We start from the raw sequence: 22,439 nt of genomic DNA on the forward strand, positions 1-22,439 counted from the left end.
ACAACTGCCATCGGCGGCGTCACGGGTATCGTTCATGTCATCGCGGTTCCGCCTCCACGGGGATGTGAAGCTCGACGTCGTCGCCATTCCAACCGACGGTCCAGGTGCGCAAACGCCGGGTGGCATCCTCGATGCACTGACCGTCCGTTAGTCGGAAATGCTGTTTGTAGATGGGAGAGGCGACCACCAGCTCGCCCTGGAGATCGCCGACGATGCCGCGGCCGATCACGTTGGCGCCGGAAAACGGATCGTAATTGCCTAAGGCGTAAAGCTCACCGGCGTTATCGGGCCGGTTGAACGATTCACCGGCGTTATCGGGCCGGTTGAACGACTCATCGGCGGCTTCGGGCCGGTTGAACGACTCATCGGCGGCTTCGGGCCGCTCGACCAGGCTGTCGGCGGTATCGTCGGGCCGACAAGGCAGCCCGTCAGCGGATTCGGGCTGACTAGGTAAAAAGAAGATCGCGATCTGATGCCCTTCATGCCAGGCAACGATGCCGGAGCCGGCGACCAGGTCAGCGCGACTGCACAGGCGCACGTGGCGAGAAGAGGAGGCAGATTGCCCTGACTCGGTTTCTAGCGGGGAGAGTACGCTCATGACGTCACCTCCACGGCCAGTGCGTCGATCTCTTCGGGACGCGCAGGCCGGGGCTGATCGCGTTCGCTGACGGCAATGATGTCCGGATCGCTGCGCTTGTCGTTGACGAAGGTGCGGAAGCGCTTGAGCTTGTCCGGATCCTTGAGCGCGTTGGCCCATTCGCATTCGTACTGATCCACCACGTGCTGCATCTGGGCCTCGAGCTCATGCCCCAGCCCCAGGCTGTCCTCGAGGATGACCGCCTTGAGATAATCGAGCCCGCCGTCGAGGTTCTCGCGCCACACCGAGGTACGCTGAAGGCGATCGGCGGTGCGGATATAGAACATCAGCAGCCGGTCGATGATGCGCAGCAGTTCGGTATCGTCGAGATCGGTGGCGAACAGCTCCCCATGGCGTGGGCGCATGCCGCCATTGCCGCACACGTAGAGATTCCAGCCGTGCTCGGTGGCGATCACGCCGATGTCCTTGCTCTGGGCTTCGGCGCACTCCCGGGTGCAGCCGGAGACGGCGAACTTCAACTTGTGCGGCGAGCGCAGTCCCTTGTAGCGATTCTCGATGGTCAGTGCCATGGCGACGCTGTCCTGAACGCCGTAGCGACACCAGGTGTTGCCGACGCAGGATTTCACGGTGCGGGTGGATTTGCCGTAGGCGTGGCCGGTCTCGAAGCCGGCGGCGATCAGCTCGCCCCAGATCTCCGGAAGTTCGTGCAACTGGGCGCCGAACAGGTCGATACGCTGGCCGCCGGTGATCTTGGTATAGAGATCGTACTTCTTGGCCACCGCGCCGATGGCGATCAGCTTGTCCGGAGTGATCTCCCCGCCGGGAATACGCGGCACCACCGAATAGGTACCGTTCTTCTGCATGTTGGCCATGAAGGTATCGTTGGTGTCCTGCAGCGGCACCAGCGAGGGGTTGGTGATCGGCGCGTTCCAGCACGAGGCCAGGATCGAGCCCACGGCCGGCTTGCAGATATCGCAGCCCAGCCTTCCCTTGCCGTGACGGGCATGGAGCGCCTCGAAACTTTGAATGCCCTCGACCCGGATGAGGCCGTAGAGCTCCTGGCGGGTATAGGCGAAGTGCTCGCAAAGGCTGTGGTCGACTTCGACCCCGCGACTTTCCAGCTCATGCTCGAAGACCTGCTTGAGCAGGGCCGTGCAGCCGCCGCAACCGGTGCTCGCCTTGGTTTCCCCCTTGAGCGCGCCAAGGTCGGTACAGCCGGCGTCGACCGCCTGGCAGACAGCCCCTTTGGAAACGTTGTGGCACGAGCAGATCGTGGCACTTTCCGGCAGGGCATCCACGCCCAGCAGCGGTGCGCCCTCGCCCTGGGGCAGGATCAGGCTGGCCGGATCGGCGGGCAGCGCGATGCCGTTCTGCACGTACTGGAGCAGCGTATCGTAATAGCTGTTGTCGCCCACCAGCACGGCGCCCAGGGCGCGCTTGCCGTCGCCGGAGACCACCAGCCGGCGGTAGCCGTGGCAGGCTTCGTCGATGAAGCGGTAGCTCACGGCGCCTTCGGTCGCCGCATGCGCATCGCCGATGGAGCCCACGTCGACGCCAAGCAGCTTGAGCTTGGTCGACATGTCGGCGCCGCTGAACGGTTCGCCGCTATCGACCAGGCAGCCGGCTACCGTGCGCGCCATGGTGTAGCCGGGGGCGACGAGGCCGAAGACCTGGCCGCTCCACCGCGCGCATTCGCCGATGGCGAAGATGTCCGGATCGGAGGTGTGGCAGGTGTCGTCGATCACGATGCCACCTCGCTCCCCGATCTCCAGGCCACAGTCGCGGGCCAGCCGATCCTGGGGGCGAATACCGGCCGAGAACACGATCATGTCGGTCTCCAGCCACTCGTTGTCGGCGAAGTTCATGCGGTAGCGGTGGGTGTCGCCGGTCACGATGCCGCTGGTGGCGCGAGCGAGATGCACCTGCACGCCCAGCGCTTCGATCTGACACTTGAGTGCCTCGCCGCCCTCGGCATCCAGCTGCACCGGCATCAGGCGGGGGGCGAACTCGACCACGTGGGCCTCTAGCCCCAGCGACTTGAGCGCGTTGGCGGCCTCGAGGCCCAGCAGGCCGCCACCGACCACCACGCCGCGGCGGATTTCCCGATCTTCCAGTGACAACGCCGCCTCGCGGATGCGGTCGAGATCGTCCAGCGTTCGGTAGACCAGGCGGGCATGGCCGCCATCGTCGGTCTCTGGCGTCGGTATCGGCGGCACGAAGGGATAGGAGCCAGTCGCCAGAATCAGTTGGTCGAAGTCGTGCAGGCCGCGATCGGTGGCGACGTTGCGGGCGGTGCGATCGATCGAAGTGACCGCTTCGCCCAGGCGCAGGTCGATACCGTGACGTGCGCAGAAATCCGCTTCGCCCAGCGCCAGCGCATCGGCGTCGCTGCCGGTGAAGTAGTCGGACAGGTGCACGCGGTCGTAGGCTCGATGGCGCTCCTCGCCGAAGACGGTGATTGCGTAGCGATGGTGAGCACCGCGCTCTACAAGTTGCTCCAGACAATAGTGTCCGACCATGCCGTTGCCGATCACCAGCAGGCGGGGCTTGTCGGTCGTCGTGACCGGGGCGTGTGTCGTGACCGGGGCGTGTGTCGTGACGGGGGCATGTGTCGTACCAGGAGCGTGAGTCATGCCGCTTCCTCCAGTTTATCAGTGGTGTTGTCGGCCAGAACTCGGGTGGCGTCATCGGCGCCGAACAGCAGTACGTCGCGGCAGGCGCTCAGATCGTGGGCCTCACGGGCGTGATGGAAATAGCCGGGGCCTGCGGCGGTATCGCCGTAGAGCACCGCGCCGACGAGACGATCGTCGTGCAGCAACAGCCGACGGTAGTCGCCGTTCTCGGCATCGGCGTAGGTCAGCGTCTCGTGCCCTGGGGGAATCTCGACCGGGCCGAAGGCAAAGATCGAGATATCCGCGACCTTGAGACGGGTTGCACACGGGATCTCGCGGTAGGGGGCGCTGTGCTGGCCGCAGAGCCGAGCGGCCAGCACATCCACCTGTCGCCAGATCGGGTCGACCAGACCGTAGGTGTTGCCCTCGAACTCGCAGCACTCGCCGAGGGCGTGAATGGCGGGGTCGCTGGTCGTCAGCGTCGCATCGACGACGATACCGCGGGCGACATGCAATCCGGATTGTCGGGCCAGTGCCGTATGGGGCTTGATACCGGCGGCGACCACCACGCAGTCGGCAGGCAGTCGGCGGCCATCCTCCAACCGCACCGCGGACACGTTGCCATCGGTATCGCCTTCGCAGGCGGCCAGGTGGGCGTGGGTCTCGATGGTCAACCCGCGGCTCTCCAGCTCGGTACGCAGCCAGCTCGCCGCGGTCTCGTCCAGCTGTCGGTTCATCAAGCGCTCGCTGCGCTGGAGGACGGTGACGGCCAGCCCTCGCTTGCGCAGACCTTCCGCCGCCTCCAGCCCCAGCAGCCCGCCGCCGATGACGACCGCACGGCTACCCGCGGCTCGCGACGTGAGCCAGGCGGTATCGACGACATCGCGGAACCCGCCGACATTGCCCAGCCGAATGCCGGGAACGTCCGGCAGGGCAGGGCGCGAGCCGGTCGCCAGTACCAGGCGGTCGTAAGCCACCGGTTCGCTCCGGTCGGTCTGGATTCGGCGTCGTCGCCGGTCGATGGTGACCACGCGCTCGCCCAGCCGCCATGCCACGCCCGCCGTCGCGACATTCTCGAGGGGGAGATCGAGCGCTTCACGTTCGATCTCGCCGGCCAGCCACGGCGACAACAGGATGCGGTTGTAGGCCGGCGAGGTTTCCTCGCCGATGACCGTGATGCGTTCGGGTCGTTCGGGGTGTTTCAACACCGCGCTCAGCAGGCGATGGCCAGCCATGCCATTACCGACGATCACCAGGTGCGTCGGGGTGCTGTGGGGATCCGAGGGCAAGTTCCGGGAAGCGTTCGGGAACCTGTCTTGACTACTTTTCCGGGACATGAAGTCTCTCCCATCCGCCGTCGTGGCTATCCTTCAGATGATGGCCAACAACGAAAAAGGCGCCTGATGACACGAAGCGGGGGCTTCGCGGCATCAGGCGCCTTTGCCTGAAATTCGAACAGTGTCTGTCTCGCTGTCATGCGACGGGTGCCAATAGCGTTGCAGGCATCGTTTCGCATCGACGCGACCGCCGTTGGTCGTCGTCAGATTAGAGGAAGCGAAAAGCGTGCCAACGCTTCCTCGATACTGTCATTTCAGCGTGATGAGGTCTCTCTTCTGTTTTTTCGAGAGACGTCTGACTCTCGTCTTTGCGCAACATCGGTGCGCAATCGACGGCTACTGCACCAATGCGTGCCATACCTTCCATCGAAGCGCCGGGGCGAGGCCGACAACGTCCTGGTCCGAATGCGGCAAGACACTACTCTGCGGCTACCATGACGAGATTGGCCCCATTCTTGCTTGTTCTGGAACATGAAACGAAGTTGATCAGAGATGTCTCGTCTCGATCGACCTGATCGATGCCAACGGCGGCATCGATCTAGCCGGAACGACATCGATAACGCGCCGGCGAGTCATCTGATTCGCCGCCAGCAGGCAACGAGGCCTGACGTCACCTTGGGTGATGTCAGGCCTTTTTGCGTTTTGGAGGTTCGCATGTCAGATCAGCAGGCCAAGGGCTGTTCGGTTACCGAAGACACGGCTACTTGTCCGTCTGTCAAGGACACCACCCCCTGTCCGCCTTTCAAGGACACCACCCCCTGTCCGCCCTTCAAGGACACCACCACCTGTCCGCCCTTCAAGGACACCACCACCTGTCCTTATTGCGGCGTCGGGTGTGGGGTCGTCGTCGGGCATGACGGCGAACGGGTGAGCGGCGTCGAGGGCGATCGGGCGCATCCGGCCAATTTCGGCCGGCTCTGCGTCAAGGGTAGCGCCCTTCACGAGACCCTGGGCGACGAAGGGCGCTTGCTGCGCCCCCGTGTCGACGGCAAGTCGGTGGATTGGACGACGGCGCTGAATGCCGTGGTCACCCGGTTGGCGTCGACGCAGCGCGAGCATGGTCGAGACGCGGTGGCGGCCTATCTGTCCGGCCAGCTGCTGACCGAGGACTATTATGTCGCCAACAAGCTGTTCAAGGGCTTTCTCGGTACGCCGCATGTGGATACCAATTCCCGACTGTGCATGGCCTCGGCGGTGGCCGCCTACAAGCGCGCCTTCGGAGCGGATGCCGTGCCGTGCTGCTACGAAGATCTGGAGTGCGCCGAACTGGTGGTACTGGCGGGTTCCAATCTGGCCTGGAACCATCCGGTACTCTATCAGCGCCTGAAGGCGGCCAAGGCGCGTAATCCATTGATGCGCGTGGTGGTGATCGATCCGCGCGTGACCGACAGTTGCGAAATCGCCGATCTCTACCTGGGGCTCGAGCCGGGCAGCGATGCGCGGCTGTTCAATGGCCTGCTGGCGTGGATGGAAGAGCAAGGTCGGGTCGATCACCGTTATCTGGCCCTGCATACTCAAGGGTTCGACGTCGCACTGAGCGCTGCCTGCGAAGATGGCAACAGCCTCGCGGCCATCGCCCGCGACTGCGATGTCGATCCTGAACGGTTGGAAACCTTCTTCTACTGGTTCGCGACCCATCTGCACGTGGTGACGCTCTACTCCCAGGGTATCAACCAGTCGAGCAGCGGCACCGACAAGTGTCAGGCGATCATCAACTGCCACCTGGCCGGGGGCAAGATCGGTCTGCCGGGGGCCGGGCCGTTCTCGATCACCGGACAGCCCAATGCGATGGGCGGTCGTGAAGTCGGCGGGCTGGCCAACCAGCTGGCCGCGCACATGGACTATCACACCCCGGGCGCCATCGATCGGGTCACCCGTTTCTGGCAGACGGCCTCGCTCGTGCCGACGTTGCCGAACGAGCCGGGGTACAAGGCCGTCGAGCTTTTCGATGCCATCGAACGCGGCGAGATTCGCGCAATCTGGATCATGGCGACCAATCCGGTCGTCAGCATGCCCGACGCCAACCGTATCAAGCGCATCCTGGCGGCCTGCCCGCTGGTCATCGTCTCAGACTGCATGGCCAACGCCGAGGTGCTGGAAGTGGCAGATATCGTGCTGCCGGCCAGCAGCTGGGCGGAAAAGGATGGCACCGTGACCAATTCCGAGCGTCGGATCTCGCGCCAGCGAGGGTTGCTTCGGCCGCCCGGTGAAGCGCGCCACGATTGGTGGATCCTGAGCCAGGTCGCGGCCGGGCTGGGTTTTGGCGAGGCGTTTGCCTATACGCATCCCGCCGATATTTTCGCCGAACATGCGCGGCTTTCGGGTTTCGAGAACCCCTCCGACAAACCGGGCGAAGATGCCAGGTTGTTCGACATATCCGGCCTCGCGGCGCTCGATCGTGCCGGTTACGAGGCGCTGGCGCCGATCCAGTGGCCAGTCAACGATCGCGCACCCAGGGGCACCGCCCGGCTGTTCGAGGATGGCCAGTTCGCCACGCCGGACGGCCTGGCGAAATTGCTGCCAGTGCGTCCGCGAGCCCCGCAGCAGGAGGTCAGCGCTCGGCGACCGCTGCGGCTCAATACCGGACGAATCCGCGATCAATGGCACACCATGACCCGTACCGGGCGCGCGTCTCGTCTGATGAATCATCGCCAGGAGCCGTTCGTCGAGATCCATCCCGCCGATGCCGAAAGCCATGGAATCGTTGATCAGCAACTGGTCGAGCTCGACGGTATCGGGGGACGGTATCGGGCGCGAGCACGACTGGCCAAGGGCCAGCGACGTGGCGAGCTGTTCGCGCCGATGCACTGGAACGACGCCTTCAGCGGCCAGGCCAAGATCGGCGGGCTGATCGCGCCGATGACCGATCCGATCTCCGGTCAGCCCGAATCGAAGCAGGGCGCGGTGAGTCTGAACACGCTCGAGACGGCCTGGGAGGCGACATTGATCGTCGCCGGCGATCTCGCCGGGACGGTGGATCCACGCGACGACTGCGCATATTGGACGCGCATTCCGATGGCTCACAGCCTGCGCTGGCAGCTCGCCGGCGAGCCGGCCTTGGAGAATCGCGACTGGCTGGCCTGGGCCGAGAGCCGGCTACCGCTCCCGGCGACACAGTGGAGCCAGGACAGCGCCAGGGGGCGGCTGCGCGCCAGCGGTCTCGAGGCGGGTCGACTGCGCTGGTGGCTGATGGTGGGCCCGCCGGCCACGTTGCCGGCACTGCACTGGCTGGATGCCTGTTTCGCCCGTGGGCCGAATGCGTCGCTGGACCCGGCCACGCGCCGACGCATCCTGGCCGGTTGTGCCAGCGGTGCCAGTGATCAGGAAGCGATCGTCTGCAGCTGCCACCAGGTCGGCCAGCGTTCGATCGTCGAGGCGATCCGTGCCGGCGATGCCAGCGTCGAAGCGCTGGGCGCCAGCCTCGCCTGCGGTACCCAATGCGGCTCCTGTCTCCCTGAATTGAAATCCCTGCTCGAAGAGGAGAGCGCCCATGTCAGCGTATAACCCGTCACGTCATACGCCGTTCAGTCATACGCCGGCCAAGGTCGGTCATTGGATGGCCCGCGTCTGGCAGGCCGGCCGAGAGCGGTTGGCCGACGAATGCAGACGTCCGCCCTCAGGTACATTGTCGACCGACAGTGGCAAAGTCTATCTGGTCGGGGCCGGTCCGGGGGCGGCGGATCTGCTGACGCTGCGGGCCGCGCGTCTGATCGAGAGCGCCGAGGCGATCGTCTACGACCGGCTGGTGGGCGAGGATATCCTGGCGCTGCTGCCGCGGGGTTGCGAGCGCTACTACGTCGGCAAGGCGCGCGGCCACCACAGCGTACCCCAGGCGGAGATAGGCAGCTTGATGGTGCGCCTGGCCCAGGCCGGCAAACGGGTGGTGAGACTGAAAGGCGGTGATCCGGGCATTTTCGGTCGCATGGGAGAAGAGCTGGCCGCGCTCGCCGAAGCCGGGACCCCGGTGGAAATCGTTCCCGGGATTACCGCCGCGTCCGGTGCCGTAGCGGCCATGGGGATGCCGCTGACGGATCGTGCCCACGCCCAGCAGGTTCGCTTCATCACTGCGCAGGCCTGTCGCGAAGACCAGGTTCTCGACTGGCGTGGTTTGGCCCGGCGTGACGAGACGCTGGTGTTCTACATGGGGTTGAGTCGTGTCGAGACCATCTGCCAAGGTCTGACTGGCGCCGGGTTGCCGTCCGACTGGCCGATCATGCTGATTGCCAACGCCTCGCTACCGCAACAGCAATCCCTGGTCGGTACGCTAGCGGACATGCCGCAACGGCTCGTCGCCAACCCCTTGCCCTCGCCATGTCTGATCATGGTGGGCAGTGTGGTGGCCATGGCCAACGACCTGGTGGGCCGGGAGACAACGGCCGCCGCTCGCTGAACGGCGCTAGGCAGGCCGGCTGACGGCGCGTAGACTCCGCGCCTTTCCCTTCCTCAGGAATGACCATGAGTCAGTTGCCTCCCTGCCCGCAGTGCGGTTCCGAATTCACCTACGAAGACGCCGGCGTTCTCGTCTGCCCCGAATGTGCCCACGAGTGGACCCTGTCCGAGGCCACGAGTGGTGATATCGACGACCGGCGCGTTACCGATGCGCATGGCACGCCGCTCGTGGATGGCGACAGCATCACCGTGATCAAGGATCTGAAGGTCAAGGGGTCTTCCCTGGTGGTGAAAGTCGGCACCAAGGTCAAGAACATTCGCCTGGTGGATGGCGACCACGACATCGACTGCAAGATCGACGGCATCGGACCGATGAAACTGAAATCGGAGTTCGTCAAGAAAGCCTGAAACCGGTCCAGCGCGTCTTTGGGGTATCCGCCAACGTAGAGAACATCAAAAAGCCGCCGCCCGAAGGCGGCGGTAAAGATCCCATGGACGTGCGAGGGAGAAGGTCGTGATGACAGGGCGTGATGACAGGGCGTCATCGAAAAGGAAACGCGCTCAACCGGTAGCGGCCTCCTGCTCGACGCGGCGCGCGCCATCCGCTTGACGGTAAGCGGCGGTCTCGGCGGCTTCGGTCTCCGAGGAGAATTTGACCGTCAGAGCAAATAGCGAGGCGGCGATGACTGTCAGGCCCAGATAGAATAGGCCCTGTTGATAAGACAACGATTCCGAGCGAAACAGGAAACCGGCGGCCACGGCACCGGCATTGCCTCCGGCACCGACGATCCCCGCGACGGCGCCCATCGCGTTCTTGTTGATGAAAGGCACAACCCCGAAAGTGGCACCCTCTGCCATCTGTACGAACAGGCTGAACACCAGCATGATGCTGATCGCCACGGCCAGGGTCTGCATCTGGGCGAAGCCGGTCAGCGCGATGCCCTCGCACAACAGTGCGATGAACAGCCAGCGTACGCGGCCCTTGAGTCCACCGTTGCGCGCGAACAGGTCCGAGAACCATCCGCCTAGGGTGCGGGCGAACAGATTCATCAAGCCGAACAACCCCGCGATGAGTCCCGCCGTGGCCAGATCCAGCGAGAAGGTATCGAAGAAGTAGATCGCGGCGATATTGTTGATGGTGAGCTCGACACCGAAGCAGGCGGCATACACCGCGAACAGCGCCCAGACGCGAATGTCCCTGGCGGCGGCAGTGAAACTTTGCAGAGCACCATGTTCCTGTGTAGCCGGAGGGAGTTCACCGCGGGCACGCAGGTCGCTGAAGTTGCCGTCGGGGGCGTCCTGGGTGAAGTGGTAGTAGGCGAGACCGGTCAGGAACAGCACGATTCCGGGCACGATCATCGCCAGTCGCCAGCCCAGGGTTTCGCTGACGCCCAGCATCAGCACGCCGGAAAACACCAGCGGCATCAGGATCTGGGTGGTACCGCCGCCGAGATTGCCCCAGCCGGCGGTCGTGGCGTTGGCGGTCCCGACCACGTTGGGCGCGAACATGACGGTCGAATGGTATTGGGTGATGACGAAAGAGGCGCCGATCGCGCCGATTGCCAGTCGAGCCAGCAGAAAAGTTTCGAAGCTATCGGCCAGACCGATCAGCATGACCGGCAGCGACCCCAGACAGAGCAGCCAGGTATAGGTCTTGCGTGGCCCGAGACGATCGCAGAGCAGTCCGATCACCAGCCGAACGACGACGGTGATCGCCACGGAAGCGATGATAGTATTGCCGATCTGCGTCTTGGAAAGATCCAGATCATCGCGCACCACGGCCATCAGTGGAGCGATGCCGAACCAGCCGAAGAAACAGACGTGAAAGGCGAACCAGGACAGGTGGAAGGCGCGCATCTGCGGTGTGGAGAAACTGAACAGGCGTATCTTGTTGGCCTTGTGACGAATGTTCATGACGGAAAGTCGCTCCGGTTCGAGGCGATGACGTCTCGGGTCATCGGTTCATGGCATAAAAAAACGGCGCCCATCGCTCGCCATGGAAACCATGTCGAGCCGATGGACGCCGTTGTCCGTTCGTAGAGCGATGAATTCCCCGAGCCAAGTCTTGCTCGAAGTCCATCCTCTCCTGTGATTGTCGATTGTCTTTTCGACGATCGGATCGGGCCGCCGTTGACCCGATGTCTGGAGATCAAGCAGGGAGGGTGCCAGGAATGGGGGTTTTCCTGAGAATCAACAGGATAGTGGCGAACTTCAGAGGCAGGTACGCCGCAATCTCGAGTGCCCGGCGGCGCTGGTGCGGAGTCTTGGTGCAGGGTTTGCGAAGTTGCACCGGGAGGGCGCGACGCCGCACCAGAGCGGCTCAAACGTCATGTCGACTCAGCATATCGGCTAGGTCGATCACGCTTTGCGCCACGCTTGCCAACGGTTTGCTCTGATCCATGGCGGTCTTGCGCAACAGCCGATAGGCCTGCTCTTCGGAGAGTTTCTGGTGGGTCATCAACAGACCCTTGGCGCGTTCGATCAGCTTGCGTTCTCGCAGCGTCTTGCGTGTGCTCTCCAGTTCATCACTGATGCTTTGCAGTCGTGCGCTCTGGGTCTGTACCAGGTCGATCAGCGAACGGCTGAAGCGCGAATCCATGGCATTGGCAGTGATCCCCTCAAGCTGGGAAGCGACGGGATTTTCTGAAGAGTCCAGTAACAGCGACGGGGTCGCGCTCCACAGTTCGCTGTGCAAGTTGGCCAGTAGCCCGGTCGAATCGCGTGCTTCTCGCTTGGCGGTAGCGATCTTGTCCCGACAGGTCGCGTGCAGTTCCTCGATGAGTCGTTCCTCGAGGCCCTGCATGGCATCGATGCGCAAGGTGGCGATCGCGTACCACTGCTCACCGGGCGACTCCAGATCGGCAGGGAGGGTCGCGTTCTGGCACGCCAGCTCACGTAGCCGCAGGATATCGGCATGAACGGGGCGCTCCAACTCCTCTTGCCAGCGTGTCAGCGTGTCGATACTGGCAAATTCCACGAAGGTATCCAGACAGCGCCGCTGTGCATCGATCAGTTGTCGCATGCTATCGCGATGGGCTGCGTCGAATTCGCCGAGGGTAAAACCGAACGCACCACAGGCACGCTCCTGGCCGGCGAGTTCCTTGCCTTGAATGAAGTGAAACAGGCATACCAGTGCCCGGGTCACGTCAGCATCGCTGGCGGTATCCGCAGCCTCGAAGATCACCGATAGCAGGTTGCTGATCAAGCGATTGAACAGGCGCATGGCGTCGTCGGCGGAGACGCGTTGGACGCCGATATCGTCACGGATGCTGGGCAGGGCATCGAACCCGTGCCAGACCGCGGCGACCCGATGGAGCAGGCGCGCGTCGGCGACATAGCGATTGTCTTGCTTCGCCTCGGGTTGCGTCCAGTTTTCCAGTCGCTGGCGCAGGGATTCCTCGGCGTCGAGACAATCCTGGATTCGCTTCTGCCGTTGGCCGGCAAAGCGATCGCCTCCCGAAGCCAGGTAGATACAGGACGAGCCGCGTTCGCGCTGCAAAGCATGCACGAAACGGCTGATATCACCGACGACCGCACAGGTCTCGGCCAAGCGCGAGAGTTGCTCGATTTCGGAGGATTTGGCGGCACACAGCAGCCGCTCGGCAGCGTTTCGAGTCACGGTATGCATCCTCTTCCGCCGCACGTGACGACCAGGTGTCCGACGGCGATGATGTCGTCTCTGTTCTTGTCGTGACCTTTGTCGGACCTGCTCTGCCGCTCGTTCGAGGGAGCGATCTTCAACCAAGGTCTAAACGACTCTACCGCGTACGTCGTATCGACGCACGCGGTAGCGGAAGAAGTGGGTGCGGCTGGAATGGCGGAAAGCGTGAATGCGTATAGGCGAGGATGAGCCGCGAACGTGAGTGAGGCCAGGGGTATGACGCGGATTAAATGTGACTCGAAAGTGCTGACTCAGCGATGGTTTTTGACCTCATACTCACCATCCAGCACGCGTTGGGAGCGTCCGGCGGAGTGGGTATTTCCGGCATGGGCGCCATCGTGATCGGCAGTGCCGCCGGCATACTGCGCCTGCGAGGCGCGGAACTGCTCGGCGCGCTTTTTCATTCGGTGACGGACGAAGGGCAGCATGGCCCAGCCGATGACGAGAAAGAAAAGGCCGAGAAAAGTGCCGACGATCAACATGATGCCGAACAGTAGCCAGGTGAACAGCAGGCGAAGACCGCTCGTCCGCTGACTGGGTCGAGTCTGCTGGACCCGCTCGCGCCATTGCTGCGCGGCACGCCATGCAGCGTTGTCGCTGTGCTGGTGGTTGTCGGTCATCCACTTTCTCCTTGGTTGCCGAGATCGCTCACATCGAGATTGTCAGTACTCAGATCGTCCCGATGCAGGTCGAGATCGAGTTCATGCCGCTGTGCGTTGTAGCCTTCGATCTCGATATGGCCATCACTATCGACCTCGAGTTCGGCGAAACGTTGCATGCCGCGATTCTGGGCCAGCGCCAATGCCTGCTGCAACTCGTCGCCCGTCAGGCTCCAGTCCGGAGTGGTCGATCTGCGCTGGCTCTCGCGCATCAAGGTGCCATCGTCCAGCGCCATCGAAACGTCCAGCTCCCAGCCGTCATCGCGCCATCCCTCGATCTCGAACCGGTTGTCTTCGCTGTCGACATCCAGTTTTTCATAACGATTGAAGCCGTAGCGCTCGGCGCTGTCGAGCAGTGTCTTCAACTGACCGTAGGATAGCGTCGCGTCGCTGGCCAGTGCTCCTGCGCTCATGCTGCTGCCCAGCGCCACGGCGGGAAGCATCCATAGGTGAGTTTTCATGGCAAATCTCCTGATGTTCGATGTCGACAGACATGCGTCGCGATAGAAGCCGAAATGCGCCGATAGCCATCGTTATACTCGCGATCACCTTGCCCCGAACTGACAGCGGCGTTCATCCGGGGTTCATCGCGCGGCTTCGAGTTCAGGTGCGTGCGGCGCCGTCTCACGTATTCATGTCGGATTCATCGCCATTGCGGCACACTGCCTGCATGAAAATTCGCAACTCGCTACTGCTGCTGGTCTTACCGCTGTTGATGAGCGGCGCCCTGGTGCCGGTCAGTGCCGACGGCGACAATTGGCGTGACCTCCACAAGGAGGTCAAGGAAGGACATCTGGTCGGCATCGGTGCGATCATGGATTGGCTGGAAGCTCGCTACGAGGGCCAGATTCTCGAGGTCGAGCTGGAGCAGGAGGATGGCAGGATCGAATATGAGGTAGAGATGATCGGCCCGCGAGGGCAGGTCGTCGAATTCGAGTTCGACGCCACCAATGGTGAGCTTCTGAGCGTCGAAGGGGTCAACATCGAGGCGATGAAGAAGTCGCCGTGAGTGTTTTTTCAGCGGCGTTGGCATCGGTGACGTTGAATACGAGTGATGCTGGACGTGGCTCATCGCTGGGCGACGACGCCAGCGACGCCTTGAATCACGGAGTCGGGAATGAAGGTACTGTTGGTCGAAGACGATGCGGCCCTGGCCAGAGCGCTGGCCGAGGCGTTGGCAGAGGCCGGGTTACTGATCGAGACGACGACCACTGGCCGGGAAGCCGATTATCTGGTGCGCACCGAGCGCTACGACGCGATCATTCTCGATCTGGGGCTGCCCGATGGCGATGGCACGCGCTGGCTTTCCCAGTGGCGCGAGGATGCGATCGATCTGCCGGTGCTGGTGTTGACGGCACGAGAGCGCTGGTCCGACAAGGCTGCCGGTTTTTCCGCCGGGGCCGACGATTACGTCGTCAAGCCGTTCGAGACGGCCGAAGTGCTGTTTCGCCTGCGAGCACTGGTCCGGCGGAGTCACGGCCACGCCCACCCGGTGATCCGGGTCGGCGAGCTGACCCTGGATACCCATTCGGGCAGTGTCTCGCTGGCCGGACGGCCCATCACTCTGACCGCTCAGGAATCCCGGCTGCTCTCGTATCTGATGCACGCCTCGCCGCGGATCGTCAGTCGGGCCGAACTGGTCGAGCACGTCTACAACCGCGATCATGAGCCCGACTCCAATGTCATCGACGTTCAGATCAGTCGCCTGCGGCGCAAGTTCGGCCGGGCCAGGATCGAAACGCTGCGGGGCCAGGGTTATCGCCTGGTGGATCTCGAAGCCGCGATTTGAAAGGCCATTTCTTGAAAATCGACGATTGGAAACGCTGGCGACCACGCTGGACCACACGCATCGCTGAGCGGCTGCGACGGGCGCCGCTGGGCGCGCGTCTGCTGGTCGCCTCGCTGGTACTGGTCATCGTGCTGCTGCCCCTGGCGGGTGTCGGGTTGAGCTACAACTTCCGGCAATCCGCCACCGCCTCTTTCGACAGCCGCCTCGAGTCCCTGCTCAATGCGCTGCTGGCCGGTATGCAGGTCGACAATGTCGGCCAGCATCTGCAATTGAATCGCTCGCTGGGCGATGCCCGCTTCGATCGTGTCTATTCCGGCTGGTACTGGCAGGTAACCGACGGTGGCGATCTCACTCTGACCTCTCGCTCGCTGTGGGATCAGCGCCTGCCGATTCCCGATCATCGGAGCGGTATCAACGTCTTCGAGGTCGACGGCCCTCGCAACGACGATCTCCGAATGATCGAACGTGACTTGCGCCTGCCGGGGCAGAACGCGGCGATTCATGTGGCGCTGGCCGGATCGACCACCGAGCTCAACCACGAGGTCGAGCGTTTCGAGCGCCTGCTGATATTGTCGCTGGCCAGTTTCGGCGTGCTGCTGCTGGCGGGGCTTGCGCTGCAGATGCGCTGGGGGCTGGCGCCTCTGAGACGGATGTCCGCCAACCTGCGAGCGGTGGAGGAGGGCGAGATCGAACGTCTGGATACGCAGTTGCCGGTGGAACTCAAGGAGCTGGCGCTGGCCATGAACGGCGTGCTCGAGCGTGATCGGCGGTTGATCGAGCGTGGTCGTGCGGCCGCCGGCAATCTGGCGCATGCGCTGAAGACGCCGGTCAGCGTGCTCAAGACCCTATCTGAACGCTTTCCCGAAGCGCAGCGCCAGCCCATCAATACCGAACTGATCCGCATCGACGATGCGGTTCGTCACCATCTGGCGCGGGCGTCGGCCGCGGGGGGCGTGGCATTCTCGGGGCGGGTCTCGATTGGCGACGCGATCGCCCCCGTCGTTCAGGGGCTGGCCCGCTTGGCCGAACGCCGCGGCATACAGTTCGACGCCGATATCGATCCGAAAGCGGCGGCTCGCATCGATCCGCAGGACATTCAGGAGCTCACGGGCAATCTGCTGGAAAACGCGCTGCGCTGGGCCAGCGGCCGCGTCCTGTTCCGGGTCTCTCGAGTGCCGCAGGGCGTGCGTCTGCGAATCGAGGATGACGGGCCGGGAATGACTCGTGCCCAAAGCGAGTCGGCGCTGGCGCGGGGCGTGCGGCTGGATGCCCGCGGCTCGGGTCCTGGCCCGGGCGGCTCCGGCGGTTCCGGGCTGGGGCTGGCGATCGTCGAGGATCTGATGGTGCTGTATGGCGGCACGTTGCGTCTGGAGCGTGCTGCGCTGGGCGGGTTGGCGGCAGATGTGTGGCTGCCGGCCTCGCCGGTTTCCGCGCAGGCTGGCGAGGCCGCCGGTCAGCCTCCGGTATCCGACTGATCGCGAGGGCGTCTTTGCTTGTTTGCGGGTCAACGCGTGCGGAGTTGACCTCGGACCACGGTGCGGAAGCCGCGCTGCTCCGGTGATTGAATCGCCGCCAGCGCCAGCTGCAGCGCCTGCTGGGCAATCTCCGGCAAATTGTGATGGATACAGGGAATGTGCAGCCCGAACACGTCGCTGTGCTCGATGTCGTCGATGCTGAACAGCTGAACGTCTCTCTGCGGCACGACGCCCTGCTCGTGGCAGAGTTTGAGCACTGCCATGGTGATCTGGTTGTTGGCGCCGATGATGCCCTGGGGCCAGGGATGATCGAGCAGATATTGCCGCAGTGCGTGGTAGGCGGGCTCGAAGGTGAAATCGCTGTACACCACGTCGAGTGCGATGCTGCGGCTGCCGATCGCTTCGCGCAGCCCCGACATGCGCCCGATCGACACCATCGAGTCGGCAGGCCCGGAGACGGCCAGCAGCTGCTCGAGACCTTGCTCCAGACAGTAGCGACCCGCCTGATAGCCACAGTCGAGGTTGTCGATGTAGACCCCGCCGTAGTGCGCTGCCTTCAGTTCACGATCGACCAGCACGACCGGAATCCCCGCCGCCTGGAGGCGATCCAGATAGGCCGGGTGATAATCGATGTCCGACGAGATGACCGAGAGAATCACGGCATCGACGGAGAACTCGATCAGCTTGCCGATGGCTTCCGCTTCCAGCGTTTCCGACTCGTAGGAGTCGAACACCAGCACCGTATAGCCGCGCGCTCTTGCGGCAAGCGTTATCTCCCGGGTCATGCGGCCGAAGAAGGGGTTGCTCATGTTGGGGTTGACGATGCCCAGCGTGCGCGTGACGGCGGTCTCGCGCTGGGATATCTGCGACGGCGACACGTAATTGAGTTCCCGAGCGATGCGCAATATCTGATCACGTGTTTCGGCGTGGACCTTTTCCGGCGAGGAAAACGTTCGCGAAACGGTAATCTTGCTGACGCCGGCCTGGCGGGCAACATCTTCGAGCGTAGTTCGAGGCATCGACCTCATCTCCCTGACAACACCCGTGGTTTCATGAGCTTAGGGCTAATGGCTGGTGCTCTGGCACAGCAGCGTCATTGCGCCAACCGACATTTTATCATGGACAGAAGATATCATTTTGTATCATTTTATATCATCGATATTGCCTCTGCAGGGCGCTATTTTCTCTACCACTTAGGTCTAGATAGATCATTAAACATTGGTCTAACATTTTTTATCTCATTGTTTTTAATGATTTTTATAAAAAACGAATCGCTTGATTCCTTCAGTGTTAACGCTATGATTTGATCCTGATGTCATGGGCGTTGAAACAGGTGTTGCACAAAGCGCACGGTTGATCCTCGTCTTCATCAAAACGCCAGCCTGGCTAGAGATCAGGCCCGACCGTATCCGCGGGATCATTCGATACTCGGCGTGACACCAGTCGAAAACGATAGCCGTCGAAAATAGAGCAATAACGAGCGCTACGAGAGGAGTTCCAGATGAGACTTGCCTTGTTTGTTTCAGGCATCGGAATCGCGGGCCTGGGTGTCTGTTCCGCTGCCATGGCGCAGAGCACTGAGATCACCGTTGCCACCGTGAACAATCCCGACATGGTGACGATGCAGAGCATGATGTCGGCCTTCAACGAGTCGCACCCGGATATCAAGGTCAACTGGGTGACGCTGCCGGAAAACGAACTGCGTCAGAAGGTCACCACCGATATCGCCAGCGGTGCCGGCCAGTACGACGTGGTCACCGTCAGCAACTACGAGACGCCGATCTGGGCGCAGAACGACTGGCTGACGCCAATGGAGAATCTGCCCGACAGCTATGATGTCGACGATCTTCTCAAGCCGGTCAAGGACGGCTTGTCGGTGGATGGCACGCTCTACGCGTTGCCGTTCTACGCCGAATCCTCGGTGACGTACTATCGCAAGGATCTGTTCGAGAAGGCCGGTATCGAGATGCCGGACAAGCCCACCTGGAGCCAGATCAAGGATTTCGCTGCCAAGATCCAGTCGTCGTCGGATGGCGTCTACGGAATCTGCCTGCGCGGGTTGCCGGGCTGGGGGCAGAACATGGCGCTGTTCGGCACCATGGTCAACAGTTACGGCGGGCGCTGGTTCGATATGGACTGGGAGCCACAGTTGACGAGTGAAGAGTGGAAGAATGCGGCCAATGCCTATGTCGATCTGCTCAACAACTATGGCCCTCCGGGCGTGACATCCAACGGCTTCACCGAGTCCGAGACGCTGTTCGCCAATGGCCAGTGCGGGATGTGGGTGGATTCCACCGTTGCGGCCAGCTATCTCAGCGATCCGGAAACCTCAAAGATCGCGGACAAGGTCGGCTTCGCTCAGGCGCCCTACGAGACGACCGAGAAGGGATCCAACTGGCTGTTCACCTGGGCGCTGGCCGTGCCGCAGTCCTCCAAGCACCAGGAAGCCGCCAAGACGTTCGTGGACTGGGCGACGTCCAAGGACTACATCCAGGCTGTGGCTGACGACAAAGGCTGGCTGGCAGTCCCCCCGGGAACGCGTCAGTCGACCTATTCCAGCGAAGATTATGTCAAGGCCGCGCCGTTCGCGCCGCTGGTCGAGACGGCAATCAAGAGCGCCAGCCCGAACGATCCCAGCGCGCAGGAAGTGCCTTACACCGGCGTGCAGTTCGTCACCATCCCGCAGTTCCAGGCGATCGGTACCCGTGTCGGTCAGCTGATGGCGGCGATGCTTTCCGGGGATACCAGTGTCGACGAAGCGCTCCAGCAGGGGCAGACCTTCACCGACCGTATCATGCAGCAGACCGGCAAACCGCAGTAAGCGATGCGCCTGTAGACACCGCCGATCGGTTGTGACGATCGGCGGTGTCGCTGTGTCAGCCGACGCTGTGTCAGCCGGCGCGATTCAAGCTGGAGCTGTCTGCTCGGACCAGCGATTGCGTCATGCAATCCAAAGCTACGGGACTCACGCATGAAAGCCATTTCTCGAACCTCTTCGGCCACCGCGCCATCCGCCGAGGTAACCGGTGCGCGCTCGTTCGCCCGTACCACGCGACTGCTGATGGCACCGGCGGTCATCTTCCTGCTGATCTGGATGCTCGTGCCGCTGGCCATGACCATCTACTACTCGTTTCAGCAGTACAACCTCGTCATGCCGATGTACAACGGCTTTGCGGGGTTGAACAATTTCGCGATCCTGTTGAGCGACCCCACTTTCTGGAAGTCGCTGGCCAACACGCTGATCATCGTCGGGGCCAGTCTGGTCATCACGGTGAGTCTCGGGTTGATGCTGGCGCTGTTGTTCAACCGGACCTTCGTCGGCCGTGGCGTGGCTCGCACGCTGGCGGTCGCGCCGTTCTTCGTGATGCCGGTGGTGACCGGCCTGATCTGGAAGAACATGCTGTTTCATCCGGTCTACGGTCTGTTCGCCTGGGTGGCGCGGCAACTGGGGTTGGAGCCGGTCGACTGGCTCGCCCACTATCCGATGCTGTCGGTGATCATCATGATCACCTGGGAATGGACACCGTTCGCGCTACTGGTGCTGCTGACCGGTCTGCAGTCGCTGCCGGAAGATCAGATCGAGGCGGCCAGGCTCGATGGTGCCAGCGCCTGGCAGGAGTTTCGCCATATCGTGATTCCGCATCTGGGGCAGGTGCTGTATGTCGTGGTGATGCTGGAAAGCATCTTCTTCCTGACCTCGTTCGCCGAGATCTACACCACCACCAGTGGTGGGCCCGGTACCGCCACCACCAACCTGCCTTACTACATCTTCCAGACCGTGTTCCAGCAGACCGATATCGGCATCGCCTCGGCGGCGGCCATCGGTGCAGTGATCCTGGCGAACATCTTCGCCATCATGCTGATTCGCTTCATTGCCGGAAACCTCAACGCGGGAGCCGCACGATGAATTCATCTCGTTTCACCAACGGTGTCATGGGCGTGCTCGCTTGGATCGTGGCGCTACTGATCTTCTTCCCGATCCTGTGGCTGCTGCTGACCGCGTTCAAGACCGAGCAGCAGGCCTTCACGGTAGTGCCCAACTTCTTTTTCTCGCCGACGTTGGAGAGTTTCAAGACCGCACTGGCGCAGGGCAGCGGTTACTGGCACTACGCCTGGAACTCCGTGTTGACTGCCGTCGCCTCGACAGTCATCGGCCTGGCACTGGCAGTGCCGGCGGCGTATGCGATGGCTTTCTATCCCAACAAGCGCACCGACTTCCTGCTGGTATGGATGGTCTCGACCAAGTTCATCCCGGCGGTCGGCGTCCTGATTCCGATCTACCTGGTCTACAGCGCGGTCGGACTGCTGGATAACGCGCTGGGACTGACGCTTCTGTTCACGGCGATGAACCTGCCGATCATCGTGTGGATGGTCTACTCCTATTTCCGCGACATCCCCAAGGATATCGTCGAAGCGGCCGACATCGACGGCGCCAGCATCATGCAGACGCTGTTCAAGGTGGTGCTGCCGCTGGCGCTGCCGGGGTTGGCCTCGACCGGACTGCTGGCGCTGATCCTGGCATGGAACGAGTCGTTCTGGAGCATCACCATGACTGACCATAGCGCGGCGACACTGGCGGTCTACATCGCATCGTTCAAGAGCGCCGAAGGGCTGTTCTGGGCCAAGATGTCCGCAGCTTCGGTGCTGGCCATCGCGCCAATCATCGTGCTCGGCTGGTTCACGCAACGCCAGATGGTCAGGGGACTGACCTTCGGCGCCGTCAAATGACCGGCGATCGCGCTGGTACCGAATTTTATCGAGAGGGTTAACGACATGGCCATCGTCGAACTCAAGAACGTCGCCAAACGCTATGCATCACAGCAGGGATCGAGCGGCAGCAACGCCGTCGACAACTTCAATCTGGTCACGCGCGACGGTGAATTCGTGGTGCTGGTGGGGCCTTCGGGTTGCGGCAAGTCGACCACCATGCGCATGATCGCCGGGCTGGAGCGCAACACCGAAGGCGAAATCCTGATCGGCGGCAGAGATGTCAGTCAGGTGCCGCCCAAGGAGCGTGACATCGCCATGGTGTTCCAGAGCTACGCGCTCTATCCGCACATGAGCGTGGCGGACAACATGGGGTTCAGCCTGAAGCTGAAAAAACGCCCCGCGGCAGAGATCAAGGCCAAGATCGAGGAAGCGGCACAGACACTGGGAATTGAGCCTCTGCTGGATCGCAAGCCGCGCGAGCTTTCCGGCGGTCAGCGTCAACGCGTCGCGCTGGGTCGGGCGATCGTGCGCGATCCGCAGGTTTTCCTGATGGACGAGCCACTCTCCAATCTGGATGCCAAGCTGCGCGTCGATATGCGTGCGGAGATCGTCAAGCTGCACAAGCGTCTCAAGGTGACCACGTTCTACGTGACCCACGACCAGGTCGAAGCCATGACCATGGGCGAGCGCATCGTGGTGATGAAGGACGGCAGGATTCAACAGATCGATACCCCGATCAATCTCTATGAATTCCCGGCCAATCGTTTCGTCGCCGGTTTCATCGGCAACCCGTCGATGAACTTTCTGCGTGCCAAGCATGCCGAAGGAGTCGTCAGTGGCGACGGCTATCGGCTTGCGCTGGACGACGCCCATCGGAGCTCGATGGCCTCACGTGGGGCGGCGGACGTCTGGGTCGGCATTCGTCCGGAACACCTTCGCCTGGGCGATGCGACGGATACCAATCGTATCGAAGGCAAGGTGGAGGTAGTCGAGACGCTGGGGGCGGTAACCATGGTGCAATTGAGCGTGGGCGAGCACTTCGTTTCCGCGCAGCTGCCCGGCCACCGGAAGGTCGAGATCGACGACACACTGACACTGGCCTGCGACAGTGACAAGTTGCACCTGTTCGACACCGACAGTGAACTGGCCATTGGCCGCGAGTCCGCGTCGCAGCCTTCGACAGCCGTCGAAGCGTGATCGGGCCTCACG

18 protein-coding genes are annotated in these 22,439 nt (G+C 62.6%); 10 read left to right on the top strand and 8 right to left on the bottom strand.

Features of this window, described 5'->3' with window-relative positions; all coding sequences use genetic code 11:
• Window positions 1-37: 37 nt before the first annotated feature.
• The 3 genes from BTW07_RS20325 to BTW07_RS07830 are packed head-to-tail and all read right to left on the bottom strand — an operon-like array spanning window position 38 to window position 4,499.
• Entirely contained in the window at window positions 38-598 is a 561-nt protein-coding gene (locus BTW07_RS20325; protein ID WP_425272026.1) for a nitrite reductase (NAD(P)H) small subunit, read from the bottom strand.
• A complete protein-coding gene (nirB, locus tag BTW07_RS07825; RefSeq protein ID WP_075569602.1) occupies window positions 595-3,231 on the bottom strand; it encodes a nitrite reductase large subunit NirB in 2,637 nt (878 codons plus the stop codon). The genes BTW07_RS20325 and nirB overlap by 4 nt, the downstream gene beginning before the upstream one ends.
• Complete coding sequence (locus tag BTW07_RS07830) at window positions 3,228-4,499, bottom strand: NAD(P)/FAD-dependent oxidoreductase (RefSeq protein WP_244158328.1); 1,272 nt, start codon at window positions 4,497-4,499, stop codon at window positions 3,228-3,230. Before BTW07_RS07830 ends, nirB begins: the two co-directional genes overlap by 4 nt.
• Before the next feature lie 702 nt (window positions 4,500-5,201).
• Here BTW07_RS07830 and BTW07_RS07835 point away from each other — a divergent pair.
• The 3 genes from BTW07_RS07835 (at window position 5,202) to BTW07_RS07845 (ending at window position 9,344) form a co-directional block, all read left to right on the top strand.
• Window positions 5,202-8,051, top strand: a complete 2,850-nt coding sequence (locus BTW07_RS07835) for a molybdopterin-dependent oxidoreductase (protein WP_083941653.1) — start codon at window positions 5,202-5,204, stop codon at window positions 8,049-8,051.
• A gap of 52 nt (window positions 8,052-8,103) precedes the next feature.
• Complete coding sequence (gene cobA / locus BTW07_RS07840) at window positions 8,104-8,937, top strand: uroporphyrinogen-III C-methyltransferase (protein ID WP_083941683.1); 834 nt, start codon at window positions 8,104-8,106, stop codon at window positions 8,935-8,937.
• Window positions 8,938-9,002: 65 nt separating this feature from the next.
• Window positions 9,003-9,344, top strand: a complete 342-nt coding sequence (locus tag BTW07_RS07845) for a zinc ribbon domain-containing protein YjdM (protein ID WP_075569603.1) — start codon at window positions 9,003-9,005, stop codon at window positions 9,342-9,344.
• A gap of 153 nt (window positions 9,345-9,497) precedes the next feature.
• Here the strand turns inward: BTW07_RS07845 and BTW07_RS07850 are convergent, their stop codons facing one another.
• From BTW07_RS07850 to BTW07_RS07865, 4 genes are all read right to left on the bottom strand, one after another.
• Window positions 9,498-10,850 carry a NarK family nitrate/nitrite MFS transporter gene (locus BTW07_RS07850; protein ID WP_075569604.1) on the bottom strand — a complete coding sequence of 451 codons (1,353 nt, stop codon included), beginning with the start codon at window positions 10,848-10,850 and terminating at the stop codon, window positions 9,498-9,500.
• 406 nt (window positions 10,851-11,256) lie between these two features.
• The gene (locus BTW07_RS07855) at window positions 11,257-12,564 is read right to left on the bottom strand and encodes a nitrate regulatory protein (protein WP_075569605.1); all 1,308 of its coding nucleotides are present in this window, start codon (window positions 12,562-12,564) and stop codon (window positions 11,257-11,259) included.
• 284 nt (window positions 12,565-12,848) lie between these two features.
• Window positions 12,849-13,217, bottom strand: a complete 369-nt coding sequence (locus tag BTW07_RS07860; RefSeq protein WP_075569606.1) for a hypothetical protein — start codon at window positions 13,215-13,217, stop codon at window positions 12,849-12,851.
• The gene (locus BTW07_RS07865; RefSeq protein ID WP_075569607.1) at window positions 13,214-13,717 is read right to left on the bottom strand and encodes a hypothetical protein; all 504 of its coding nucleotides are present in this window, start codon (window positions 13,715-13,717) and stop codon (window positions 13,214-13,216) included. Before BTW07_RS07865 ends, BTW07_RS07860 begins: the two co-directional genes overlap by 4 nt.
• Before the next feature lie 209 nt (window positions 13,718-13,926).
• On the opposite strand from BTW07_RS07865, the gene BTW07_RS07870 reads away from it, so the two are divergent.
• From BTW07_RS07870 to BTW07_RS07880, 3 genes are all read left to right on the top strand, one after another.
• Window positions 13,927-14,265 (top strand): PepSY domain-containing protein, encoded by a 339-nt coding sequence (locus BTW07_RS07870; protein WP_075569608.1) that lies wholly within the window; start codon window positions 13,927-13,929, stop codon window positions 14,263-14,265.
• Between the two features lie 108 nt (window positions 14,266-14,373).
• A complete protein-coding gene (locus tag BTW07_RS07875; RefSeq protein ID WP_075569609.1) occupies window positions 14,374-15,045 on the top strand; it encodes a response regulator in 672 nt (223 codons plus the stop codon).
• 11 nt (window positions 15,046-15,056) lie between these two features.
• On the top strand, window positions 15,057-16,520 hold the full coding sequence (locus BTW07_RS07880; protein ID WP_244158331.1) for a sensor histidine kinase: 1,464 nt from the start codon (window positions 15,057-15,059) through the stop codon (window positions 16,518-16,520).
• 29 nt (window positions 16,521-16,549) lie between these two features.
• Here BTW07_RS07880 and BTW07_RS07885 read toward each other — a convergent pair whose 3' ends face one another.
• Window positions 16,550-17,539 (bottom strand): LacI family DNA-binding transcriptional regulator, encoded by a 990-nt coding sequence (locus tag BTW07_RS07885; protein ID WP_075569610.1) that lies wholly within the window; start codon window positions 17,537-17,539, stop codon window positions 16,550-16,552.
• Window positions 17,540-18,021: 482 nt separating this feature from the next.
• On the opposite strand from BTW07_RS07885, the gene BTW07_RS07890 reads away from it, so the two are divergent.
• The 4 genes from BTW07_RS07890 to BTW07_RS07905 all read left to right on the top strand — a co-directional run bounded on the left by BTW07_RS07890 (window position 18,022) and on the right by BTW07_RS07905 (window position 22,427).
• Window positions 18,022-19,341, top strand: coding sequence for an ABC transporter substrate-binding protein (locus tag BTW07_RS07890; RefSeq protein WP_075569611.1), 1,320 nt, complete (start codon window positions 18,022-18,024; stop codon window positions 19,339-19,341).
• A gap of 150 nt (window positions 19,342-19,491) precedes the next feature.
• The gene (locus BTW07_RS07895) at window positions 19,492-20,427 is read left to right on the top strand and encodes a carbohydrate ABC transporter permease (protein ID WP_083941659.1); all 936 of its coding nucleotides are present in this window, start codon (window positions 19,492-19,494) and stop codon (window positions 20,425-20,427) included.
• Window positions 20,424-21,248 (top strand): carbohydrate ABC transporter permease, encoded by an 825-nt coding sequence (locus BTW07_RS07900; RefSeq protein ID WP_075569612.1) that lies wholly within the window; start codon window positions 20,424-20,426, stop codon window positions 21,246-21,248. Before BTW07_RS07895 ends, BTW07_RS07900 begins: the two co-directional genes overlap by 4 nt.
• Before the next feature lie 45 nt (window positions 21,249-21,293).
• Window positions 21,294-22,427, top strand: coding sequence for an ABC transporter ATP-binding protein (locus BTW07_RS07905; RefSeq protein ID WP_075569613.1), 1,134 nt, complete (start codon window positions 21,294-21,296; stop codon window positions 22,425-22,427).
• Window positions 22,428-22,439: the final 12 nt, after the last annotated feature.

It is taken from the genome of Salinicola socius (assembly GCF_001937195.1).
In the GTDB taxonomy this organism is placed as follows: Bacteria; Pseudomonadota; Gammaproteobacteria; order Pseudomonadales; family Halomonadaceae; genus Salinicola; species Salinicola socius.